Source organism: Streptomyces akebiae, from assembly GCF_019599145.1.
Lineage (GTDB): Bacteria > Actinomycetota > Actinomycetes > Streptomycetales > Streptomycetaceae > Streptomyces > Streptomyces akebiae.
Genome location: NZ_CP080647.1, coordinates 8,748,692 through 8,770,302 on the forward strand (window position 1 = coordinate 8,748,692; position 21,611 = coordinate 8,770,302).

Here is a 21,611-nt window from a genome sequence, read left to right on the forward strand (position 1 = left end):
TCCGAGGCCGGTCGGCGTTCGCCGGTTCAGGGCGAGGGCCGGTCCGCGTCCGGCGGCAGCAGGGGCCCGCACTCCCACTGCTGGAAGATCAACCGGGTCTCCACCCGCGCGACCTCGCGCTGTGACGTGAACTCGTCGAGGACCAGGCGCTGCAGATCCGCCATGTCCGCCACCGCGACATGCACGAGATAGTCGTCCGGTCCGGTGAGGTGATAGACGGTCCGCGACTCCGGCAGGGCCCGGATCCGCTCCACGAACGGCCCCACCAACTCCCGCCGGTGCGGCCGGACCTGCACCGACAGCAACGCCTCCAGTCCCCGTCCCAGCTTGGCCGGATCCAGCCGCAGCTGATGGCCGAGGATCACGCCCGCACGGCGCAGCCGTGTCACCCGGTCCAGACAGGTGGACGGCGCGACCCCGACCTGCGCCGCCAGGTCCCGGTACGTCGTCCGGGCGTCGTTCTGCAACAGCCGCAGCAGATGGAGATCCACCGGATCGAGTACGACGGAATCGGCCATTGTTCGAACGTAGCACGGTGTTCGAACTCCGACGTCCGGTCGATGTTCACCCTGACGTCCATGAACTCAGCGAGCACGCACGCGTACGACCACGCACGCACCACGCCGAGAGCACTCGCCACCGAGGCGGTGCACGCCGGCCGCGACGACCTCGCGCGCCAGGGCCTGCACGCCCCGCCGATCGACCTGTCGACCACGTACCCCTCGTACGACAGCCGGGGCGAGGCCGCCCGCATCGACGCCTTCGCCGGTGACGGCGCCCAGCCGGAGGGCCCGCCGATCTACGGACGGCTCGGCAACCCGACCGTCGCCCGATTCGAGACCGCCCTCGCCCGTCTCGAAGGCACCGAGAGCGCGGTCGCCTTCGCCAGCGGTATGGCCGCCCTCAGCGCCGTCCTCCTCGTCCGCGCCTCGACGGGCCTGCGGCACGTCGTCGCCGTACGGCCCCTGTACGGCTGCAGCGACCATCTCCTCACGGCCGGGCTGCTCGGCACCGAGGTCACCTGGGTCGACCCGGCCGGCGTCGCGGACGCGCTGCGCCCCGACACGGGCCTGGTCCTCGTCGAGTCCCCGGCCAACCCGACCCTCGCCGAACTGGACCTGCGGGCCCTCGCGCACGCCTGCGGCTCGGTCCCGCTCCTCGCGGACAACACCTTCGCCACGCCCGTCCTGCAACGCCCCGTCGAACAGGGCGCCCGGCTCGTCCTGCACAGTGCCACCAAGTATCTCGGCGGGCACGGGGACGTCATGGCCGGGGTCGTGGCCTGCGACGAGGAGTTCGCCGGACGGCTCCGTCAGGTCCGCTTCGCCACCGGCGGCGTCCTGCACCCGCTCGCCGGCTACCTCCTTCTGCGGGGCCTTTCCACGCTCCCGGTCCGCGTCCGGGCGGCCTCCGCGACCGCCGCCGAACTCGTCCGCCGCCTCGCCGCCGACCCGCGCGTCGCCCGCGTCCACTATCCGCGCATCGGCGGCGCCATGATCGCCTTCGAGGTCCACGGCGACCCGCACGACGTCATCGCCGCCGTCCGCCTCATCACCCCGGCGGTGAGCCTCGGCAGCGTGGACACGCTCATCCAGCACCCGGCCTCGATCAGCCACCGCATCGTGGAGGAGACGGACCGCCGCGGTGCCGGGGTGAGCGACCGGCTCCTGCGGATGTCGGTGGGCCTGGAGGACATCGAGGACCTGTGGGCGGACCTGGACGGTGCGCTGGGCGACCGGATGGCCGGGACACCGGGCGAACGGATCACGGCCGAGGCGGCCACCCGCCAGGCGGTCATCCGCGAGGCGGCCACCAGCTAGATGGCCGGGGTCGGGCCAGGTGGCCGGGGCCGGCCCCCGCCCACCACACCCGACCCACCCCGTCACCCCCTGCTCCGACCCTCCACCGCTTCGACGACCCCCACCTCGGACAACCGCGCGGTGATCACCAGCGTCCCCTCCTCGATCTGGTAGTCGAGCGGCAGCTCAAGACCGCGCATCGCCGCGACCATCCCCGTGTTGGACGACTGCGTCACCACGTACACGTTCTCGCAGCCCGTCTCGGCCGCCATCTCCACCAGACGGCGCAGCAGCTCGCTGCCGATGCCCCGCCGCTGCCACTCGTCCTCGACGAGCAGCGCGATCTCGGTCTCGTCGCCGTCCCAGAGGAGGTGTCCCAGACCGACGAGGCGCCCCGAGGCCGTCTGCACGGCGAGCGTCCGCCCGAAGCGCGGGCTGAGCAGGTGCTTGAGGTACCGGTCGGCGTCACCCACGGGCCCGTGGTACCGCATGGTCAGCGTGCGTGCGGAGCACCGCTCGTGCATCGCCTTCGCCGCCCGCAGGTCGCCGGCGTCCGCACGGCGCACCGTGATGTCGTTGCCCTCCGGCAGGGTCAGGACGTCCTGGCTGCGCGGGATGCGGGGCCCGAGCCGCGCGTCCAGCTCCACCAGAGCCCGCGCCCGCGCGAACTCGGTCGGCGTGAACGGCAGATACGGCCGCTCCACCGTGATCACCCCACCCTCCGGAGCCCGCAGCCGCATCACCGTGTCCTCCAGGGCCCCCTCGACCGGGACGCTCTCCTGGGCCCGGCCCGAGCCGGGAGCGGTGGCGGGCAGCGAGCGGATGGTGCAGCGGCCGAGCAACTGCCTCAGCGCGAGCGGGAGTTCCGCAGCGTCCAGTGCCGTGCGCGTGGCCAGGCCGAGGATCCTGGTCGGCGCGTCCACCAGGTCGTGGGCGTCACCGCGCTCGATCCAGATCCCGGTGCCGCCCGACTCCGCCACGGCCCGGCCGATCTCGGAGGCCGACAGTTCCTCGGGCGCCCTCAGCAGGAACTCGTCCACCGTGCCCTCGGCCAGGGGATGCGTCTGCAGGCTCAGGATGTCGACCCTGAGTTCCGCGAGCGCCGTGCACAGCGCGGCCAGCGAACCCGGCTGGTCCTTCACGGTCGTCCGCATACGCCACATCAGGGTCGCACCGGAGACCCCCGGAAGGACCGCCTCCGACGGCCCGGCCTGCCGCCCCTCGGCGAGCGGCGGCCGGGCGTCGGTATCGCTCGTCGGCGGCGCGTGACCGTGGCGCCGTTCCCACCAGCCACGGAACCCGGCCGTCACGGAGCGCAGTCGGTGGTGCACGGGGCGGCCGTTGCCCGCCCGGGTCACATCAGTCATGTCCTGAGTCATGTGGCCACTGTGAACGAACGGTGTTGCGTGATCACGAACGCTTTGTGACTGACCGGTAAAAGCATCGTTCCGTACCTTTTGTTGCTTTTTCTATGACCGATGCCGTCGAAACCGATGCCAACGATGACCGGGGAGGTCAAACCAGCGCGGAAGCGCCCGTCGGGTCACTGCCCGACGAGACCCGGCTGGAGCACCTTCGTGTACAGCACGGTCCCGTCCTGCTCCCGCAGCCGGACCGTCAGCTCCCCGCTGTGGCCGTCGATGTCGACCTCGCCGAAGAACTGGTAGCCGCCCGCCGGAGACACGTTCGCCGTGGTCGGCGCCTTGACGAAGACCCGCTCGGGGCCGAAGGTGCCGTCCAGCGCGTTCGCCGGGAAGGCGCCGGCGTTCAGCGGGCCGGAGACGAACTCCCAGAACGGCTCGAAGTCGGTGAAGGCGGCCCGCGACGGCTGGTAGTGCTGCGCCGAGGTGTAGTGCACATCGGCCGTCAGCCACACCGTGCCGGTGACCTTGCGGTGCTTGATGAACCGCAGCAACTCGGCGATCTGCAGCTCCCGCCCCAGCGGAGCGCCCGGGTCGCCCTGCGCCACGGCCTCGATGTTCGGCCTGCCGTCCCCGGTGTCGGGCACGACCAGGCCGAGCGGCATGTCGGAGGCGATCACCTTCCACACCGCACGCGACCGTGACAGCTCCCGCTTGAGCCACTCCAACTGCTCGGCTCCGAGAATGCCCACCGGGTCGGTGGTCTGCGTACCGGGCGAGTTGGCGTCGCGGTACGTCCGCATGTCCAGCACGAACACGTCCAGCAGGGGACCGTGGCGCACCACCCGGTGCACGCGGCCCTCCCGGGCGCCCGGCCGCAGCGTGGAGATCGGGAAGTACTCGCTGAACGCCCGCCGCGCCCGCGCCGCCAGCACGTCGACGCTCTTCTCGGTGTACCGGGTGTCGGTGAGGATCTCGCCCGGGTACCAGTTGTTGGTGACCTCGTGGTCGTCCCACTGCGCGATCGCCGGGACCTGGGCGTTGAACCGCTTGAGGTTCTCGTCCAGCAGGTTGTAGCGGAAGTTGCCCCGGAACTCGGCGAGCGTCTCCGCGACCTTGGACTTCTCCTCCGTGGTGACGTTCCGCCAGGTGCCGCCGCCGGGGAGCGCCGCCGTCGCGGCGAGGGGACCGTCCGCGTAGATGGTGTCACCGCTGAACAGGAAGAAGTCCGGGTCCAGCGCGCCCATCGCGTCGAAGATCCGGTAGCCACCGCGGTCCGGGTTGATGCCCCAGCCCTGCCCGGCCAGGTCGCCCGACCACACGAACCGTGCCCCGGAGCGGCGCTTCAGGGACGTCGTACGGAACGTCCCGGTGACCGGTTCCCCGGTGCGGCGCGGGTCGTCCGGGTCGGCGAGCAGCACCCGGTAGTGGATCTGTTCGCCCGAGGGCAGCCCGCGCAGCCGCGTCGTACCGGTGAAGTCCGTGCCGGCGTCCAGCAGCGGGCCGTGCCATCTGCGCGGATGGCGGAACGACTCGGTGGCGGACGTCTCGACGATCATGCGCGCCGGACGGTCCGACCGTACCCACACCAGCCCGGAGTGCGCCGTCACGTCCCCGGCCTGCACACCCCAGCCCGCCTCGGGACGCCCCGAGAGGGCCAGCGCGGGCGCCGAGCCGAGCGCGACGGAACCGGGCAGAGCCAGCGCCGCCGACGCGGCGAACGAGCCGCGCAGCACGCTGCGGCGACCGGGCAGGGAACTCGGCGGACGGTGTGACATGAATGCGCCTCCAGCAACGGATCCGGCCAATGTGCACAGCCACAACTACGCGTACGCCGCAGCGCACACGGAAACGACAAGTGAACAACTGCGCGGCACGTGGGGGAAGGCGACACGGCAGACCCCAGGGGGTACCCGCGCGTGGCTCCTGAGGCATGCCTGGTGGCCGCCCGCGTCCCTGAAATGCCTACGGCCCTCCCTGGAAAAGCACGGGGCGCAGCCCCTGCTTTTCCAGGGAGCGCGGGGAACCGCGCGACCAGCCCCCACCGGACCCGCACCTGGGGGTAGAAGGGGCGCAGCCCCTGGGGGGAGGGACGGGTAGGGGCGGCGGGGGCGAAAAACTCACGTCACCCCACCACACCCGCCAACACCCCCACCCCCTCCCGAATCCGCGCTGCGGAAAGATGCGCGTACCCCAACACCAACCGCACCCGCGAATCCGGCACCCGCCCGTACGCCCCCAGCCCCCGCACCGCCACCCCACCCGCCCGAGCCCGCTCAAGGAACGGCTCGACCGCCCCGTACCGTTCCGGCAGCGCCACGATGACGTGCAGCCCGGCGGCGATCCCCGACACCTCCGCCCCGGGAAAGTGCTCGGCGAGCGCCGACACCAGCACGTCACGCCGCTCCCGGTACGCCCGCTGACACCGCCGCAACTGCCGGTCGTAGTCCCCCCGCTCCACGAACCGCGCGAAGAGCGCCTGGTCGATGGTGGGATGTCCGAGATCCATGGTCCGCTTGAGCTCGACGACCTCCCGCGCCAGCCACGCCGGCACGAGGAGCCAGCCGAGCCGCAGCCCCGGTGCGAGGGACTTGCTGACGGACCCGGTGTAGGCGACCCGCTCGGGGTCGAGCCCCTGCAACGCTCCCACGGGGGCGCGGTCGTAGCGGAAGTCCCCGTCGTAGTCGTCCTCGACGATCAGCCCGTCCACCGCCCGCGCCCAGTCGAGCAGTTCGCTCCGCCGCCCCGCGGAGTACGCGATCCCGGTCGGGAACTGGTGCGCCGGCGTCGTCACCACCGCCCGCACCCCTGATTCCCGCAGCGGGCCGATCGCCGGCCCGTCCTCGTCCAGCGGCAACGGCACGGTGCCGAGCCCGGTGGCGGCGTACAGCGCCCCGTGCTCGGGGCTGCCGGGGTCCTCGACGCCGACGACGCGGGTCCCGCGCGCGTGGAGCGCGAATCCGAGCAGCGTGGTGGCCTGGGCCACCCCGGAGACGACGACGATCCGCTCCGGGTCGGCGACCACGCCCCGTCGCCGGGCGAGCAGTTCGGCGAGCGCGGTGCGCAGCCGCGGCAGCCCACGCGGATCCGGGTAGCCCAGCTCGTGATGCGGCAGCTCCGCGAGGACCCCGCGCTGGGCCGCAGCCCATGCCGCGCGGGGGAACAGCGACAGGTCGGGCGTCCCGGGCACGAAGTCGACGCGGGCACCCGGCGCACGCGGAGCGAGGTCACGCGCCCGCGGCAGCACGGGCGTACGCACGGCGGCGCCGACCCAGGTCCCGGCGCCCCGGCCGCTGCGCAGATATCCCTCCGCGACCAGCTGCTCGTACGCCTCCGTCACCAGCCCGCGCGAGACCCCGAGGTCGGCGGCCAGCTCCCGACTCGACGGCAGCCGCGTCCCCCGCGCGAGGCGCCCCGACCGGATCGCCTCCCGCAGCGCCGCCTGCAACGTGCGTCCACGCGCGCGTGGGGACGCGTCCGCGACGGGCAGCAGCAGCTCCCAGGCGGCGGCCCAGGGAGCGGCCCCCGAGAGTGCGCCGGGGTCGGAATTGGTCTCCGATGACGTCATGGAAGTGGACCTTAAACCGGACCGCCCGGCTCCCTAGCGTCGCGACCATGAAGCCCATGCCCACCCCTCCCGCGACCCCCACCACCTCCGCGACCCCCACCGCCTCCACGGCCCCGGCCTCTTCGACGGTCTCCGGAGCCCTCCTCGCCGCCCTCGCCTGCGTACTCGTCGGCGGTTCCTTCACCGCCAACAGCGTCCTGGGCGCCTACCCGTACGCGGGCGGCCAGTTCCTTCGTTACGGCCTCGCCTGTCTCCTGCTGCTCCCCCTGCTCGGCCGGGGCGGCGCGGCCCCCCTGCGCCGACTGACCGCACGTCGGTGGGCCCGGCTGGGACTGCTCGCGGCGGTCGGCATGGTCGGCTTCAACATCGCCGTGATCGCGGCCGAACACTCGGCGGAACCGGCGGTACCGGGGGTCTTCGTGGGCTGCGCCCCGGTGGCCGTGGCCGTCCTCGTCCCGTTGTCGGAGGGCAGGCGCCCCCAACGCGTGGTCCTCCACGGGGCGTTGCTGGTGGCGGCCGGCGCGTTCACCGTCCAGGGCTGGGGACGTACGGACGGCGCGGGCATCGCCTTCTCGGTGTGCGCGCTGGCGGGCGAGATCGGGTTCGCCGTGCTGGCCGTGCCGGTGCTGCGCCCGCTCGGGCCGCGCTTGCTGTCGGCGGCCGTGTGCGCGGTGGCCGCGGTCGAGTCGGCCGTCGTCGGCGTGGCCGTCGACGGCGGCGCGTGGCTGCGCCGCCCGGACGGCACGGAGTCGCTCGCGCTGCTGTGGCAGGCGGCGGTCGTCACGGTGATCGGATTCGTGTGCTGGTACATGGGCATGCAGCGCATCGGCGCCGAGCGCGCCACCCTCTTCTCCGGCCTCATCCCGGTGGCCGCCGCCTGCACGGCTCCTCTCGTCGGCACGGGTTCCTACGGTGCCGCGCAGGCCGTCGGCAGCGCGCTGGTGGGCGTCGGGGTCGCCCTGGGCGCGGGGGCGTTGTCGCGCCGCCGGGCGGCGGCCACCGGGGAGGGCCGGTCAGCGGCTGCCGTCGAGGATGACCCGGGCGACCAGCGCGGGGTCGTCGTTCATGGGGCAGTGGCCGCAGCCGGGCAGCCGCACCAGCCGGGCGCCCGGGATGACGCGCTTGGCGCGGACACCCTGACGGCGGACGAGCAGCCAGTCCCGGGTGCCCCAGGCCACGGTGACGGGAAGACCGGGGACGTCGTCGGTGAACAGGACACTGCCACCGGCCCGCAGGGTCTCGTCGAACCCGGTGGCCCCGGCCAGCGCGAGCGTCTCGGCGACGACCGCCTCGGGTGACCGGCGGCTCGGACGGGCGTAGATGGTGCTCGTCAGGGCGGTGCGGCCGGCCGCCGACCGGGACAACCGCTCGACCAGCGGGAGCGGCAGCCGTCGGGAGATGTGCCGCATGGTGAGCAGGACACCGAACGCGTAACGCCGCTCGGCCTCGTTCCAGAAACCCGCCGGGGACAGCGCGGTGACGGACCGTACGAGCTTCTCGCGGCCCAGCTCCAGGGCGAGCAGACCGCCCAGGGAGTTGCCCGCGACATGGGGGCGGTCGAGTTCCAGCGCCTCGCAGAAGGCACCGAAGACGGCGGTCGTCGTGGGCAGGTCGTAGGTGAGTCCGTCCGGCAGCGCGGGCGACGCGCCGAAGCCGGGCAGGTCGACGGTGATGACCTCGCGCTCGGCCGCCAGGATGTGCGTCACCGGGTCCCAGGCCTGGCGGTGGTGACCGATGCCGTGCAGCAGGAGCAGCGGCTCACCGGTGCCCTCGCGGGTGTAGGAGACCGTCACGGACCGCGGACCGAGCGGGGAGGGAACCTGGAAGGAGACCGTGGCGGCGGACATGGTGCTGCTCCTCGTCTGGGCGGATGGACGCGCCGGCGTGGGCGGTCGTAGACAGCTTGTCAGCAACTGCTACCGGCGGGTAGTCCCCTGGAGTGACAAGCCGCGCGCAGCCTCGGAATCGCCTGGACACGGCCCGGCCCGCCGGGTTGGGATGGAACGGTGACCACCGACATCGCGATCGACGTCTTCGAAGAGCACCGTCCCGTCCTGATGGGAGTCGCCTACCGCATGCTCGGCCGGGTCGCCGACGCCGAGGACGTCGTCCAGGACGCCTGGCTGCGCTGGTCCGGCGCCGACCGCTCCGACGTACGGGAACCGCGCGGCTTCCTGGTCCGTGTCACCACCCGTCTCGCCATCGACCGGCTCCGCCAGGTGCAGTCGCGCAACGAGGCCTACCCCGGCCCCTGGCTGCCCGAGCCGTACGTCACCGACTACGGGGCCACCGTCCCGGACACCGCCGAGCGGGCCGTCCTCGCCGACACCGTCTCCCTCGCCGTCCTGGTCGTCATGGAGTCCCTCTCACCCCTGGAACGCGCCGTGTTCGTGCTCCGGGAGGCCTTCGGCTACCCGTACGCCGAGATCGCGACCATGATCGACCGTGCCGAGCCGGCCGTGCGCCAGCTCGCCGGGCGGGCCCGCAGACACGTCGACGAGCGGCGCCCGCGCTACGAGGTCGATCCCGTCGAACGCCGTGAGCTGACGGAGAGGTTCCTCGCCGCCGCGGCAGGTGGCGACCTCGACGGACTCATGGCGCTGCTGGCTCCCGACGTCCGGCTGGTGGGCGACGGCGGCGGCATCGGCAAGGCCCCGGTGCGGGTCCTCGAAACCGCCGACAAGGTCGGACGCTTCGTGCACGGCGCGGCCGGCAAGGGCGTACGGGACGCGTCGTTCCGGTTCATGGAGATCAACGGCGCTTTCGCCGTGGTCCTCCTGTCCGGCGGCAAGGTCGACAGCGTGTTCCAACTCGATGTCGCCGACGGCCGTGTCCAGTGCGTCTACGTCGTGCGCAACCCGGAGAAGCTGCTCTCCCTGGCGGCCATGAAGCCTTGATGAACGCTGCCGGGCGTCCGACCTGTCGGATGCCTGAGGGTTCGATGATTGGTCTTGACCAAGGGTGGGGGCAGGCCTATGGTCGCAAGAAAGTGCAACAACCTTTAATAAACAAGGGCGCTAAAAACGCCGCCGGGACACGGCGAAGCAGCGGAGGACAGGGTGGGGACCCAGCAGCTGGAAACGGTGCCGGAACCGAAGTACTGGCATCTGAAGACCGTGCTCAGTGAGGCATTGGACTCCGAGTTCTCGGTGGGGGAGATCCTGCCCAACGAACGTGACCTCGCAGCCCGCTTCGGCGTCGCCCGGGCCACCCTCCGCCAGGCGCTGGAGCAGCTCGAACTGGAGGGCCGACTCCAGCGCCGTCGCGGTGTCGGCACCACCGTCGCGCCCCCACGCGTGGGTGTCGCCGTCGGCACCGAACAGCACGCCTGGCCGGGCACCGTCGGCGACGCCTGGCAGGCCGTGGACTGCACAACCTCGGCACCGCCCGCCGCGGTCGCCGACATCCTGGAGAGCGTCCACGGCGAGCAGGTGCACGTCGTGCGCCGCTCCCGTATGTCGCACGGCCACCCCGTCGCCGCCGAACTGCTCTACATCCCGGCGGACTCCGTGCCCGCCCTCTCCGCCATAGACGCGCCCTCCGGTGCCGCACGCGCGCGTGCCGTCCTGCGTGAGCTGCAGCGCCTGGAGCTGGAGGGACAGGACCGCTCGGTGGAGCTGGGCTCCGCCCGCGCCGACGACGCCAAGGAGCTGGACCGGCTGCCCGGCGCGCCCGTCCTGGTCGTCACCACCCGCTTCTTCGCCGAGGGACGCACGGCGGCCGTCTCCCTGGCCACCTACCGTGCTGACACGTGCCGCCTGACCTTCGGGGCCTCGGGCGGCGTCGAGATCCACCACGGCCCGGAGCGCCGCGCGTCCTGACGGCGCCGACAGCGGTTCCCGTCCGTACCCGCCGCGTCCCGGATGCCGGGGCGCGGCGTTCTCGTGCCCGGCAGTGGTTCGGTGCAGGCGATGGTTCAGTGCCGACGGTGATCCAGTGCCGACGGTGGTTCAACGCCGACGGTGGTGCAATGCCGGCCATGGTTCAGCGGCGAGCCGTCACCGTGCCCTCGACCGCGAAGAGCTGTTCCTCGACGTGGTCCAGGGCGAGCCGGAGCGCGCCCATGGCGACGGCCGCCTCGCCCAGCCGGGAGAGCGCGACCCGGGGCGGGCGCAGGCAGTAGCGGGCCAGCTCGCGGCGGAGGGGATCGAGGACGTCGTCGATGCCGGCCGCCCAGCCGCCCACGACGACCAGCTCGGGATCCAGGGCGAGGACGAGGGCCGTCACGTCGTGGACGAGCCGCTGTATGAAGCGGTCGACGGCCTCACGGGCCCGCGCGTCGCCCTCGCGCGCGTGCTTGAAGACCACGGCGACCGCCTGCTCGTCCAGCGGGTGCAAGGGCTCGCCCGTGGTCGACAGCAGCGCCTCAGGAGTGGCCTCCCGGCCCAGCAGATGCAGCGCGCCGATCTCCCCGGCGGCGCCGCCGTACCCCCGGTGCAGCCGCCCGCCGATCAGCGAACCGGCGCCCGGGCTCAGCCCCGCCAGCACGAACACCACGTCGTCGGACTCGGTGGCGGCGCCCTTCCAGTGTTCGGCGACGGCGGCCGCGTTGGCGTCGTTCTCGACCAGCACCGAGCACTTGAAGGAGCGGCTCAGCCGTTCGCCCAGGTTCAGTCCCGTCCACTCCGGCAGGGCCGCGCACAGGCGTACGGCGCCGTCGGCCTCGATGACCCCCGGGCTGCCCACCCCGACCGCGCGCAGCGAACCGCGCGACACACCGGACCTGCGGAGCAGCTCGGCGACGGTGGAGCGCAGCCGCTCCAGCCGGTCCTCCGCCGACGCCGACTCGGAGACCTCCTTGGACAGCGAGCCCAGCACCCGCCCGTCGAGGTCCGCGAGCAGCGCCGCCACCCGGTGCGAGCCCACGTCCAGTCCGAGCAGGTGGCCGGCCTCGGCCCGGAACCGGTAGCGCCGTGCCGGGCGCCCCTGCCGCCTGGCGGCGCCCTCCTCGGCGGCCCGCTCGACCACCAGACCGGCCTCGACCAACCCCTCCACGACGCCCTCGACCGTGGGTCTGGACAGGCCGGTGACCCTGGTGATCTCGGTCAGCGTCGCGTGGTCCGTGGCCCGCAGCGCGTGCAGCACCACGGCCGAGTTGATTCTTCGAAGCAGAGAAGGATCCCCGCCGGTCAGTGGCCCCAACGCCCGTCCTCCCAGCTCGCGCCCATGTCTGCCGGATGGTACTCGCCACGACGCACCCCGGCGAGTGCCCGCCGCCCCCGACCTGCGCGTTCCCTCACGGACACCGACACGGCCACGGACACGGGCACAGGAACGGCTCGGCATCCGGCAGACCCCGCGCCGACCACCGGCCGCGGCGCGCGCACGCCACCTGACGCGGCCCCCTGCCACGACCTCCTCGCACCGCCCTCCGCCACCGCCCCCTCGCACCGTGTCCTGACGCCGTGCCAATTGTCAGTGCTGCCCGCTTTACTGGACCGCATGAGCATCGCGCACCACCTCGCCGTGATCGACCGGCTGTGCTCCGAGGAGTTCCCCGCGGAGCCCGGCCGGTCGGACGTCGGCACGGCCGGACCGGGGTACCACGTCGCCGAGTTACGGACGAGCGCCGACTTCTGGGAGGACGACGGCACGCGGCGCGAGGAGACCGAGGAACAGTACGAGGCGGACCGTGGCGCCCTGTCGGAGCTGCTCACCGCACGCTGGGGCGCCCCGGCCGTGTTCAGCCTGTGGAGTGTCCTCGACCGGTCGATGGACGGCGAGGACATACCCGAACCCTGGGCGGTGCTCAGTTCCCATGTTCCCGACCTGCACCTGTGGCAGGTCGACGGACGCTGGGTCGCCCTCGGAGTCTCCCAGTGGGACAAGGAACTGCCGTTCCAACTCGTCGCCCTGATAACGGAGATCGACCCACCATGACCCGCCCGCCGCGGCGCCGCACACCCGGGCACCCGGGCGGTCGGTCAGTCCTCCGCCGCGACCCGCAGCCGCGCGAACTCCTCCGCCATCGTCGCCGCGGTCCAGTGCGCGTTCAGCCCGCTGGGGTTGGGCAGCACCCACACGCGTGAGGCGCCGATCGTCCTCTCCTGCGGTCCGACGGCGGCCTTGCGGTCCCCGAAGGCGGCACGGTACGCGGTCACACCGACCACCGCGAGCCACCGCGGGCGCAGCCGCTCCACCTTGGCGGTCAGCAGCCGGCCGCCCTCCACGTACTCCTCGGCCGTCAGCTCGTCGGCGCGGGCCGTGGCGCGGGCGACGACGTTGGTGATGCCGAGCCCGTACGACGGCAGCTCGCTCTGCTCGGACGGCTTCAGGAGCCGGGGCGTGAAGCCGGACAGGTGCAGGACGGGCCAGAAGCGATTGCCGGGGCGGGCGAAGTGATGGCCCGAGGCGGCCGTCATCAGCCCCGGGTTGATGCCGCAGAAAAGGACCCGGAGGCCGTCCGCGGTGACGTCCGGCACCAGCCGGTCGCGGGCGGCCTCCAGTTCGGCCTGGGTGTAGCGGGTCAGAGGATCGCTCCCGGCGTATAGCCGGCGGCCTCCGGGCGCTGCTTCACGATCTCCTCGATCCGGCCGACGACGACGGCGACCTGGTCGGCGGCGGCGCCCGTGAAGGAGAGCTTGTCGGCCATCAGCGCGTCCAGCTGGGCACGGTCCAGCGGGATGCGGTCGTCGGCGGCGAGCTTGTCGAGCAGTTCGTTGCGCTCGGCGCCCTGCTCGCGCATGGCCAGCGCGGAGGCGACGGCGTTCTCCTTGATGGCCTCGTGCGCCACCTCACGGCCGACGCCCGCCCGTACGGCGCCCATCAGCACCTTGGTCGTGGCGAGGAAGGGGAGGTAGCGGTCCAGCTCACGCGCGACGACCGCCGGGAACGCGCCGAACTCGTCGAGAACGGTCAGGAAGGTCTCCAGCAGACCGTCCAGCGCGAAGAAGGCGTCCGGCAGCGCGACCCGGCGCACCACCGAGCAGGAGACGTCGCCCTCGTTCCACTGGTCGCCCGCCAGCTCGCCGGTCATCGAGGCGTAGCCGCGCAGGATGACCATGAGGCCGTTGACCCGCTCGCACGACCGCGTGTTCATCTTGTGCGGCATGGCCGACGAGCCGACCTGACCGGGCTTGAAGCCCTCGGTCACCAGCTCGTGCCCGGCCATCAGGCGGATCGTCTTCGCCAGGGAGGACGGCGCCGCCGCCAGCTGCACCAGCGCGGTCACCACGTCGTAGTCGAGCGAGCGCGGGTAGACCTGGCCGACCGAGGTGAACGCCTGCGCGAAACCGAGGTGCCCGGCGATCCGGTCCTCCAGCTCCGCCAGCTTGGCGGCGTCCCCGCCCAGCAGGTCGAGCATGTCCTGGGCCGTGCCCACCGGGCCCTTGATACCGCGCAGCGGGTAGCGGCCGAGCAGCTCCTCGACGCGGCCGTACGCCACGAGCAGTTCGTCGGCGGCGGTCGCGAACCGCTTGCCGAGGGTGGTGGCCTGTGCGGCCACGTTGTGCGAGCGGCCGGCCATGACCAGCTCGCCGTACTCACCGGCAAGCTTGCCCAGCCGCGCCAGCACGGCCACCGTGCGGTCGCGGACCAGCTCCAGGGAGAGCCTGATCTGCAGCTGCTCGACGTTCTCGGTGAGGTCGCGGGAGGTCATGCCCTTGTGCACGTGCTCGTGCCCGGCGAGGTCGTTGAACTCCTCGATCCGCGCCTTCACGTCGTGCCGGGTGACCTTCTCGCGTTCGGCGATGGAGGCCAGGTCGACGGTGTCGAGGACCCGCTCGTAGTCGGCGAGCGCCTGGTCCGGCACCTCGATGCCGAGGTCCTTCTGGGCCCGCAGCACGGCCAGCCAGAGCTGCCGCTCCAGCCTCACCTTCTGCTCGGGCGACCAGAGCGTGGCGAGCTCGGTGGAGGCGTAGCGTCCGGCGAGGACGTTCGGGATGCGGGGCTTGGCTGGCGCAGAAGTCACGTGTACGGATTCTACTGGCGATTCGTGCAGGTGAGCGCCGAGGGTCTCTTCGGAGGAACCTACGAAGAGCTGGCGGAGCCGTCGGCCAGCTCCGCCAGGATGTCCCCGTGGCACGGCTCGGGCGCGCACCAGCAGGCCAGCGTCTTCCCGCGCAGCTCCGGCACGAGGGCCATCAGCTCGGGGTCGGCCGTCAGGTACTCCCGGTACTTCGCCATGATCTCGGCCCGCGTCCCGTCCCGCTTCTTCTTCTCGGTGTCGTACTGGAACGGGTTGTAGAGCGGGTGCTGCGGCAGGTCCCAGTGGCCCATGGTCCAGCGGCGGCCGATGTAGACCAGATCGCCGGGGGCGAACTCCAGCCGGGGTCCGAAGTCGCGGATGCGGCCCTTGAGGTTGATCACGGTCGTGGTCACACGCGCCTCCCGGTAGGACGGCTCCCCACGCTAGTGGGCCCTCGTACGGCAGCAACTCGGGCTACGTGGCCGGCATGCCGTCTACCGGGTGCGCTTGAGTGTGGGCATGAGGCGGAGGGCGTTGTCACGGTTGATGCCGCGGCGTTGGCGGTTGGTGAAGACCGGGTCGGTCTCGACGGCCGGCACCGTGAAGCCGGTGATGACGTCGGCGGAGGCGGCCGGCCAGTCGGTGCCGAAGAGGATCCGGTCGGCACCGGCGGTGGCCACCAGCGTGCCCGAGGGGGCCGACGGGCCCGCTGTGTCGTAGTAGAAGCGGTGGAGATAGTCCTGAACCCGGGCAGCGTCGAGGGGTGGGGTGCAGAAGCTGCCGAAGGCCTTCATGCGGGTGGCGATCTGAGGGAGGAACCCGCCGGCGTGTGGCAGGACGACCGACAGGTGCGGGTAGCGGTCGAGTGTGCTGGTGCGGATGAGGTTCACGGCGGCGCGCGTGGAATCCAGCAGGAAATCGCACATGAAGTTCGGGATTCCGGGGACGGTGGGCACGCCGGGTGGTCCGCCCGGGAGGTCGAGCGGGTGGGTGATGAGGACTGCGGCGCGTTCGTCGAGTTCCGCGAGGAAGCGGTCGTAGGAGGGGTCACCGAGGTAGACACCGTTGTAGTTGGCCTTCACGCTGACTCCGACGGCACCGAGATCGTCGAAGGCGCGCTTGAGAGCCCACGTGGTGACGTCGGGATGGTCCAGGACGGCAGGGCCGAGGACCGCGAAACGGCCCGGGTGAGCGGCCATCAGGTCGGCCAGTGCCTCGAAGACGACGGTGAGACCTTCCCTGGCCTGCGCGGCGGAGCGGTACCGGTCTTGCATGGTCGGGTTGAGGACCGCGGTCGCGATGCCCACCCGGTCCATGAGCGCCAGCGTGGAGTCCAGGTCCCAGCGCGCCCACCACGGCAGTTCCTCCCGCCGCACCAGGCCCTCACGCTCGGCCCAGTCGACCCATGCCGGAGCGGTGAAATGGTGGTGGACGTCGATCCTTCCCCGGCCGGCGTCGTCACCGCTGTGCGAGACCTGCGGCGCCGCTTCCTCCCTGGCCAGAGCACTGGCCCCGCCCGTCGCGGCGACGCTGGTCGCCACCGCACCACCGGTGATCAGCAGACTGCGCCTACTCATGGCCTCGGTCGATTCCGGCATCCGCGTATCCCATCCGTAGCTCCAGCTGGCCGCACCACGATGACCCGGCGAAGGGCCTGCGATCAGCACGGCGTGCCCTGTTCGAGGCCGGTTACCTCGGACGGACGCGGTCCGGTGGGCGGGGCCTGGCCGTTGCCGCCGCCGTCCGGCTTGCCGCCGTCGTCCGGCTTCGGGGGCCGGGCGCCGCGGGTAGCGTCGGTCTGCCGACTGCGGGTCTCGTGCGGCTGCGGGTCTCGTGGGGGTGAGGCCCCCTTCGACCGGAGCCGGGCATGCGGACGGGGACCAGGGTCAAGTTCCCAGCTGTCGCCAGTCCGTCACAGGTCCGGGGTTCGTGTCGTCCAGAGGGGTGACCCAGAAGGCTTTGCCCAGCTCAGCGCTGAACTGGGCGCCTGTCCGGCCGTCCCCGGAGGAGCGCCCCGTGAGACGGCGGCCTATCCACGGCAGCAGGTACTGCCGGGCGAACCGCGCGTGGGCCACCTGACGGGCGGTCCAGCCGGGCGGCGGTGTGACAGGCATCGGCGTCCGCCACTCCGGGTCCTGCGCCTCGTGGCCGAGCGTCTGCCAGACCGCCTCGGCGACCCGGCGGTGCCCTTCGGCGGTCAGGTGCAGCCGGTCCACGTCCCACATGCGGGGATCGCTCAGCGAGGGTGCGCCGTAGAGGTCGACCACGAGGGCGTCGTGCCGCGCGGCCAGTGCGTCGACGCAGGCGAACAGCTCCTCCATGCGCGGCCGGAACCGCTCCAGAACGGGGCCCTGGCGCCCGGGGCTGCGCATCAGGACGAGCTGCTTGCAGGAGGGCGCGAGGCGTTCCACGGCCTCCTCCAGCAGGCCGCGCACCCGGCCCATGTCGCACTTCGGCCGGAGCGTGTCGTTCAGGCCGCCGACCAGGGTGATGACGTCCGCCTCCATCGCGGCCGCGACCTCCACCTGCTCGGCGACGATCTGGCCGATCAGCTTTCCGCGTACGGCGAGGTTGGCGTACCGGAAGCCGGGCGTCCGTGCGGCCATGCGGGCCGCGAGGAGGTCCGCCCAGCCGCGGTACGTACCGTCGGGGAGGAGGTCGGACATGCCCTCGGTGAAGGAGTCGCCGACCGTGACGAGGCTGGAGTAGGCGGGGCCGGAGTCGGTGGGACCGGCGGGGGTGGGATTCGTCTGCATGGCGTCGGAAATGGTACCCCGTGCACATACCCAGCGGTCGGTCACCGTGCTCGCCACCCGCCCTCGGGCGGAGGACGGGCAGCGGGTGACAGGTCACAGGTGACGGGTGGACGGGTGACGGGTGACGGGTGATGCAGGGACGCACGACTCAGGCGGCAGGCTGGCCGAACAGCTCGCGCAGCACGTCCTCCATGGTCACGATGCCCGCGAGCCGTCCGTCACCGCCCAGCACGGCCGCCAGATGGGTGCGGCTGCGGCGCATCGCGGTGAGCACGTCGTCCAGCGGTGTGGTCTCCCGGACCCGGGCGATGGACCGCATGTCCCGGACGGAGAAGGGCATGTCCCGCGGGGCGGCGTCGAGCGCGTCCTTCACATGGAGGTAGCCCACGATCCGGCGCCCCTCGTCGACCACGGGGAAGCGGGAGAACCCGGACTCGGCCGACAGCCGCTCCAGCTCCTCCGGGGTGACCCCCATACCCGCGTACACCACCCGCTCCAGCGGGAGCACGACATCGCGCACGGGCCGGCGGCCCAGTTCGAGCGCGTCCCGCAGCCGCTCCTGCGCGCGGTCGTCGATCAGACCGGCCTCGCTGGAGTCCGCGACGAGACGGGCCAGCTCGGTGTCCGAGAAGGTCGCCGCGACCTCGTCCCGCGTCTCGATCCGCATCAGCTTCAGCAGCGTGTTCGCGAACGCGTTGACCGTGAAGATCACCGGGCGCAGCGCGCGCGACAGGGTCACCAGCGGCGGACCGAGCAGCAGGGCGCTGCGCACCGGCTCCGCGAGGGCGATGTTCTTCGGCACCATCTCGCCGAGCAGCATGTGGAGATAGGTGGCGAGGGCCAGGGCGATCACGAAGGAGATCACGTGGCCCGCGCCCTCCGGCACGCCCATCGCGTGGAACAGCGGCTCCAGGAGGTGTTCGATCGCGGGTTCCGCGACCACGCCGAGGACCAGGGTGCACAGTGTGATGCCGAGTTGCGCGGCCGCCATCAGCGCGGACACGTGCTGCAGACCCCACAGCACGCTGCGGGCCCGGCGGTCGCCCTGTTCGGCGTACGGTTCGATCTGGCTGCGGCGTACGGAGATCAGGGCGAACTCGGCGCCCACGAAGAAGGCGTTGGCCACCAGCGTCGCGAAACCGATCAGCAGCTGGACGGCGGTCATCGGGTCTCCTCCTCGTGCTCCTCGGCGGGCGTGACCGGCGCGTGCAGCAGTACCCGCGCGGCCCGGCGCCCGGCCGCGTCCACCACGTCGAGCCGCCAGCCGGTGACCTCCACGGTGTCGCCGACGGCCGGGATGCGCCCCAGTTCGGTGGCGACGAGGCCCGCGAGCGTCTCGTACGGCCCCTCGGGCGCGCGCAGGCCGACGCGGGCGAGCTGGTCGGTGCGGGCCGAGCCGTCGGCCGAGTACAGCTCCCGGCCGTTCTCGTCGGTGCCGACGGGGGCCAGGTCGGGTGTCTCGTGCGGGTCGTGCTCGTCGCGGACCTCGCCGACGACCTCCTCGACGATGTCCTCCAGGGTCACGACACCGGCGGTCCCGCCGTACTCGTCTATGACGACGGCCATCGTGCGCTTGCCGGAGAGCCGGTCGAGGACCCGGTCGACGGTCAGCGACTCCGGGACGAGCAGCGGTTCGCGCAGCAGTTCGGCGACGGACGTGCGCAGTCGGCGCTCGGCGGGCACGGCGAGGACGTCCTTGATGTGCACGGTGCCGACGACCGAGTCGAGGCTGCCGCGGTAGACGGGGAAGCGGGACAGGCCGGTGGCCCGCGTCGCGTTCGCCACGTCCTCGCAGGTCGCCTTGGCTTCGAGGGCGATGACCTGGACGCGCGGGGTCATCACGTTCTCCGCGGTCAGATCGGCCAGGTTCAGCGTGCGCACGAACAGCTCGGCGGTGTCCTCCTCCAGGGCGCCCTCCCTGGCCGAGTGCCGGGCGAGGGCCGCCAGCTCCTGGGGGCCGCGCGCGGAGGCCAGCTCCTCGGCCGGCTCGATGCCGAAGAGCCGTACGAGACGGTTGGCGGTGTTGTTGAGGTGGCTGATGAACGGCCGGAACGCGGCGCTGAACCAGCGCTGCGGGTTCGCCACCTTCTTCGCCACCGGCAGCGGCGCGGAGATCGCCCAGTTCTTGGGCACCAGCTCGCCGACGACCATCAGCACGACGGTCGACAGGGCCGTACCGATCACGAGGGCCACCGAGTGAGACGCGGAGCTCGGCACGCCGACCGCTTCCAGCGGGCCCGCGATCAGCTTGGCGATGGACGGCTCGGCGAGCATGCCGACCACCAGGTTGGTGACGGTGATGCCGAGCTGGGCGCCGGAGAGCTGGAACGTCAGCTTCCGTACGGCCTTGAGCGCGCCCGCGGCACCCCGTTCGCCGCGCTCCACGGCCAGCTCCAGCCGGCCCCGGTCGACGGTGGTCAGCGAGAACTCCGCGGCGACGAAGGCACCACAGATCAGCGAGAGCAGCACCGCCACCAGAAGGAGGAGCACTTCGATCATCGGGTCACCTCCGTCCCATGGTCGGACAGAGGCGGGAGGATCGCGCGACGTCGGACGCCGCTGCCGGTACGACGTCGGACGCCGGTGCTGCTACTGGGAGGCTCGCCCATGGGCGGACGCTCACAACCTTTCCGTAGAGGTTGACGGGTCCACCCATGGTAAAGGATCGGCAAAGACGTGTCGGTCCCCCGTTCTCCGGTGGAAGGCGGTCAGTCGCCGAGCGGCTTCACCCATCGCCGCCACTTCTCCTCCGGCGCGTACCCGGCCGCCCGCCACGCATGCTGGGCCGTCTCGTTGCGGACGAGCACCATCGCGTCACCGCGCCGTCCGCCGAGCCGTACGAACCGCTCCTCGGCCGCGGTGAGCAGCACCGAACCGATGCCCCTGCGGCGGCGCTCGGGGTGCACGGCCAGCCGGTACAGATGACATCGCCAGCCGTCGAAGCCGGCGATGACCGTGCCCACCAGTTCGCCGTCCAGCTCGGCGAGGATCAGTGTCTCGGGGTCGCGGGCCACCAGCCGCTCGACGCCCGCACGGTCGTCGCTGATGCTCGTGCCCTCGGCGGCCACCTTCCAGAAGGCGAGCACCGCGTCGAGATCGGCGGGCTTCGCGGCCCGTACGCGCAGGTCGGTCATGAGCGGATCCCATCACGAGGGTCCGACGGCGACCTGGAATTCCAGGATCCGGACGGGGCCGGCCGGGACGGACCGGTCAGGCCGGGGCCGATCGGGAGCGAACGGGCTCCGGACGGGCTCCGGACGGGCCCCGGTCGGGATCACCTGCCCTGCAGCGCCTCGACGACCTTCGCGAAGACCTCCATGTTCGGCTCCAGGACGGTCAGATACGAGAACCCGTACCGCTCCCGCTGCGCCAGCACCTGGTCGACGATCTCCTCCAGCGTCCCCACCAGGACCAGCGGCAGCTGGAGCACCTGCTCCTCGCTGAGGTTCGGCAGGTGACCGAGCCACGGCCGCACGGCGGCGGCCCGGTCCTCGGTCAGCTCGACTATCTGGACCAGCAGGTTGAGTTCGGCGGGCTCCTTCCGCCCGGCGGCGAACTCCCGGTACCGGCCGACCCGTTCGTCCAGCTCCTCGGCGGTCAGCGGTTCCAGTTTGCCGCCCGCGACCGTCCGCGCGCCCGTGAACGCGGCGATGTCCGCGTGCTCGGCGGTGATCCGCAGCATCCGGTCACCGTTGGCGCCGATCAGCAGCGGCACCCGGGGCCGCTGCGCGGGGCGCGGCATGGGGGTCCCCCCGCTCGAGCGCAGCCGAGAGTGGGGGAGGTCGTCGGAACCGAGGAGCCGGTCCAACTCCTCCACCGTGCGCAACAGATGGTCCACCCGCCCGCCGGGCGACCCCCATGGCAGACCGGCCTTGTCGTGCTCGGCCTCCACGTACCCGGTGCCCAGCCCCAGCTCCAGCCGTCCGCCGGTCAGCGCGTCCGTGGTGGCGACCTCCCGGGCGAGCAGCGTCGGGTTCCAGAAGCCCGTGTTGAGCACGAAGGTGCCGAGCCGCGGCCGCTCGGTCGCCTCCGCCGCGGCCACCAGGGACGGGAACGGGGCCGGCATGCCCAGATGGTCGGGGACCAGGATCACGTCGTAGCCGAGCTGTTCGGCGCGGCGGCACTTCGCGTGCCACTCCGCGCCCGACGTGGGGCTGAGCAGGTTGACTCCGAAGCGGAACGGGCGCGGCATGAACTCTCCTCACTCGAAAGGGACTTGAG

General features: G+C 72.3%; 19 protein-coding genes and 1 pseudogene. 5 read left to right on the forward strand and 15 right to left on the reverse strand.

The window, feature by feature from the left end:
- Positions 1-26 precede the first annotated feature (26 nt).
- The gene (locus K1J60_RS38030) at positions 27-518 is read right to left on the reverse strand and encodes an Lrp/AsnC family transcriptional regulator (protein WP_033528993.1); all 492 of its coding nucleotides are present in this window, start codon (positions 516-518) and stop codon (positions 27-29) included.
- 60 nt (positions 519-578) lie between these two features.
- On the opposite strand from K1J60_RS38030, the gene K1J60_RS38035 reads away from it, so the two are divergent.
- Positions 579-1,820: a trans-sulfuration enzyme family protein gene (locus K1J60_RS38035; protein ID WP_259408083.1), complete on the forward strand. Its 1,242-nt coding sequence runs from the start codon at positions 579-581 to the stop codon at positions 1,818-1,820.
- Between the two features lie 62 nt (positions 1,821-1,882).
- On the opposite strand, the gene K1J60_RS38040 is transcribed toward K1J60_RS38035, so the two are convergent.
- The 3 genes from K1J60_RS38040 to pdxR form a co-directional block, all read right to left on the reverse strand.
- Positions 1,883-3,166: a GNAT family N-acetyltransferase gene (locus tag K1J60_RS38040; protein WP_259408084.1), complete on the reverse strand. Its 1,284-nt coding sequence runs from the start codon at positions 3,164-3,166 to the stop codon at positions 1,883-1,885.
- Between the two features lie 176 nt (positions 3,167-3,342).
- Positions 3,343-4,938 carry an alkaline phosphatase D family protein gene (locus tag K1J60_RS38045; RefSeq protein ID WP_220650181.1) on the reverse strand — a complete coding sequence of 532 codons (1,596 nt, stop codon included), beginning with the start codon at positions 4,936-4,938 and terminating at the stop codon, positions 3,343-3,345.
- A 347-nt stretch (positions 4,939-5,285) separates the two neighbouring features.
- Complete coding sequence (gene pdxR, locus K1J60_RS38050; RefSeq protein WP_220650182.1) at positions 5,286-6,728, reverse strand: MocR-like pyridoxine biosynthesis transcription factor PdxR; 1,443 nt, start codon at positions 6,726-6,728, stop codon at positions 5,286-5,288.
- A 56-nt stretch (positions 6,729-6,784) separates the two neighbouring features.
- On the opposite strand from pdxR, the pseudogene K1J60_RS38055 reads away from it, so the two are divergent.
- Positions 6,785-7,678: pseudogene (locus tag K1J60_RS38055) on the forward strand (EamA family transporter); the annotation flags it as partial.
- Positions 7,679-7,741: 63 nt separating this feature from the next.
- Here K1J60_RS38055 and K1J60_RS38060 read toward each other — a convergent pair.
- Positions 7,742-8,575: an alpha/beta fold hydrolase gene (locus K1J60_RS38060; protein WP_220650183.1), complete on the reverse strand. Its 834-nt coding sequence runs from the start codon at positions 8,573-8,575 to the stop codon at positions 7,742-7,744.
- 159 nt (positions 8,576-8,734) lie between these two features.
- Here K1J60_RS38060 and K1J60_RS38065 point away from each other — a divergent pair, with 159 nt between their 5' ends.
- Both K1J60_RS38065 and K1J60_RS38070 read left to right on the forward strand, forming a co-directional pair.
- Entirely contained in the window at positions 8,735-9,625 is an 891-nt protein-coding gene (locus K1J60_RS38065) for an RNA polymerase sigma-70 factor (protein WP_220650184.1), read from the forward strand.
- A 162-nt stretch (positions 9,626-9,787) separates the two neighbouring features.
- On the forward strand, positions 9,788-10,549 hold the full coding sequence (locus tag K1J60_RS38070) for a GntR family transcriptional regulator (RefSeq protein WP_220650185.1): 762 nt from the start codon (positions 9,788-9,790) through the stop codon (positions 10,547-10,549).
- Between the two features lie 163 nt (positions 10,550-10,712).
- On the opposite strand, the gene K1J60_RS38075 is transcribed toward K1J60_RS38070, so the two are convergent.
- Positions 10,713-11,870: an ROK family transcriptional regulator gene (locus K1J60_RS38075; protein WP_220650186.1), complete on the reverse strand. Its 1,158-nt coding sequence runs from the start codon at positions 11,868-11,870 to the stop codon at positions 10,713-10,715.
- Between the two features lie 300 nt (positions 11,871-12,170).
- Between K1J60_RS38075 and K1J60_RS38080 the strand changes: the two genes are divergently transcribed.
- Positions 12,171-12,608: a hypothetical protein gene (locus K1J60_RS38080; RefSeq protein ID WP_220650187.1), complete on the forward strand. Its 438-nt coding sequence runs from the start codon at positions 12,171-12,173 to the stop codon at positions 12,606-12,608.
- 44 nt (positions 12,609-12,652) lie between these two features.
- Here K1J60_RS38080 and mug read toward each other — a convergent pair whose 3' ends face one another.
- From mug to K1J60_RS38125, 9 genes are all read right to left on the reverse strand, one after another.
- Entirely contained in the window at positions 12,653-13,150 is a 498-nt protein-coding gene (gene mug / locus K1J60_RS38085; RefSeq protein ID WP_220650188.1) for a G/U mismatch-specific DNA glycosylase, read from the reverse strand.
- 44 nt (positions 13,151-13,194) lie between these two features.
- Positions 13,195-14,637, reverse strand: coding sequence for an adenylosuccinate lyase (gene purB, locus K1J60_RS38090; RefSeq protein ID WP_033529004.1), 1,443 nt, complete (start codon positions 14,635-14,637; stop codon positions 13,195-13,197).
- A gap of 59 nt (positions 14,638-14,696) precedes the next feature.
- Positions 14,697-15,047 carry a DUF4326 domain-containing protein gene (locus K1J60_RS38095; RefSeq protein ID WP_220650189.1) on the reverse strand — a complete coding sequence of 117 codons (351 nt, stop codon included), beginning with the start codon at positions 15,045-15,047 and terminating at the stop codon, positions 14,697-14,699.
- 81 nt (positions 15,048-15,128) lie between these two features.
- On the reverse strand, positions 15,129-16,211 hold the full coding sequence (locus tag K1J60_RS38100; protein ID WP_259408085.1) for an amidohydrolase family protein: 1,083 nt from the start codon (positions 16,209-16,211) through the stop codon (positions 15,129-15,131).
- A gap of 309 nt (positions 16,212-16,520) precedes the next feature.
- Positions 16,521-17,390 carry an SGNH/GDSL hydrolase family protein gene (locus K1J60_RS38105; RefSeq protein ID WP_220650191.1) on the reverse strand — a complete coding sequence of 290 codons (870 nt, stop codon included), beginning with the start codon at positions 17,388-17,390 and terminating at the stop codon, positions 16,521-16,523.
- 148 nt (positions 17,391-17,538) lie between these two features.
- Complete coding sequence (locus tag K1J60_RS38110) at positions 17,539-18,555, reverse strand: hemolysin family protein (protein WP_220650192.1); 1,017 nt, start codon at positions 18,553-18,555, stop codon at positions 17,539-17,541.
- A complete protein-coding gene (locus K1J60_RS38115; protein ID WP_220650193.1) occupies positions 18,552-19,889 on the reverse strand; it encodes a hemolysin family protein in 1,338 nt (445 codons plus the stop codon). The genes K1J60_RS38110 and K1J60_RS38115 overlap by 4 nt, the downstream gene beginning before the upstream one ends.
- 209 nt (positions 19,890-20,098) lie before the next feature.
- Positions 20,099-20,524: a GNAT family N-acetyltransferase gene (locus K1J60_RS38120; RefSeq protein WP_220650194.1), complete on the reverse strand. Its 426-nt coding sequence runs from the start codon at positions 20,522-20,524 to the stop codon at positions 20,099-20,101.
- A 140-nt stretch (positions 20,525-20,664) separates the two neighbouring features.
- Positions 20,665-21,582 (reverse strand): LLM class F420-dependent oxidoreductase, encoded by a 918-nt coding sequence (locus tag K1J60_RS38125; RefSeq protein ID WP_220650195.1) that lies wholly within the window; start codon positions 21,580-21,582, stop codon positions 20,665-20,667.
- Positions 21,583-21,611: the final 29 nt, after the last annotated feature.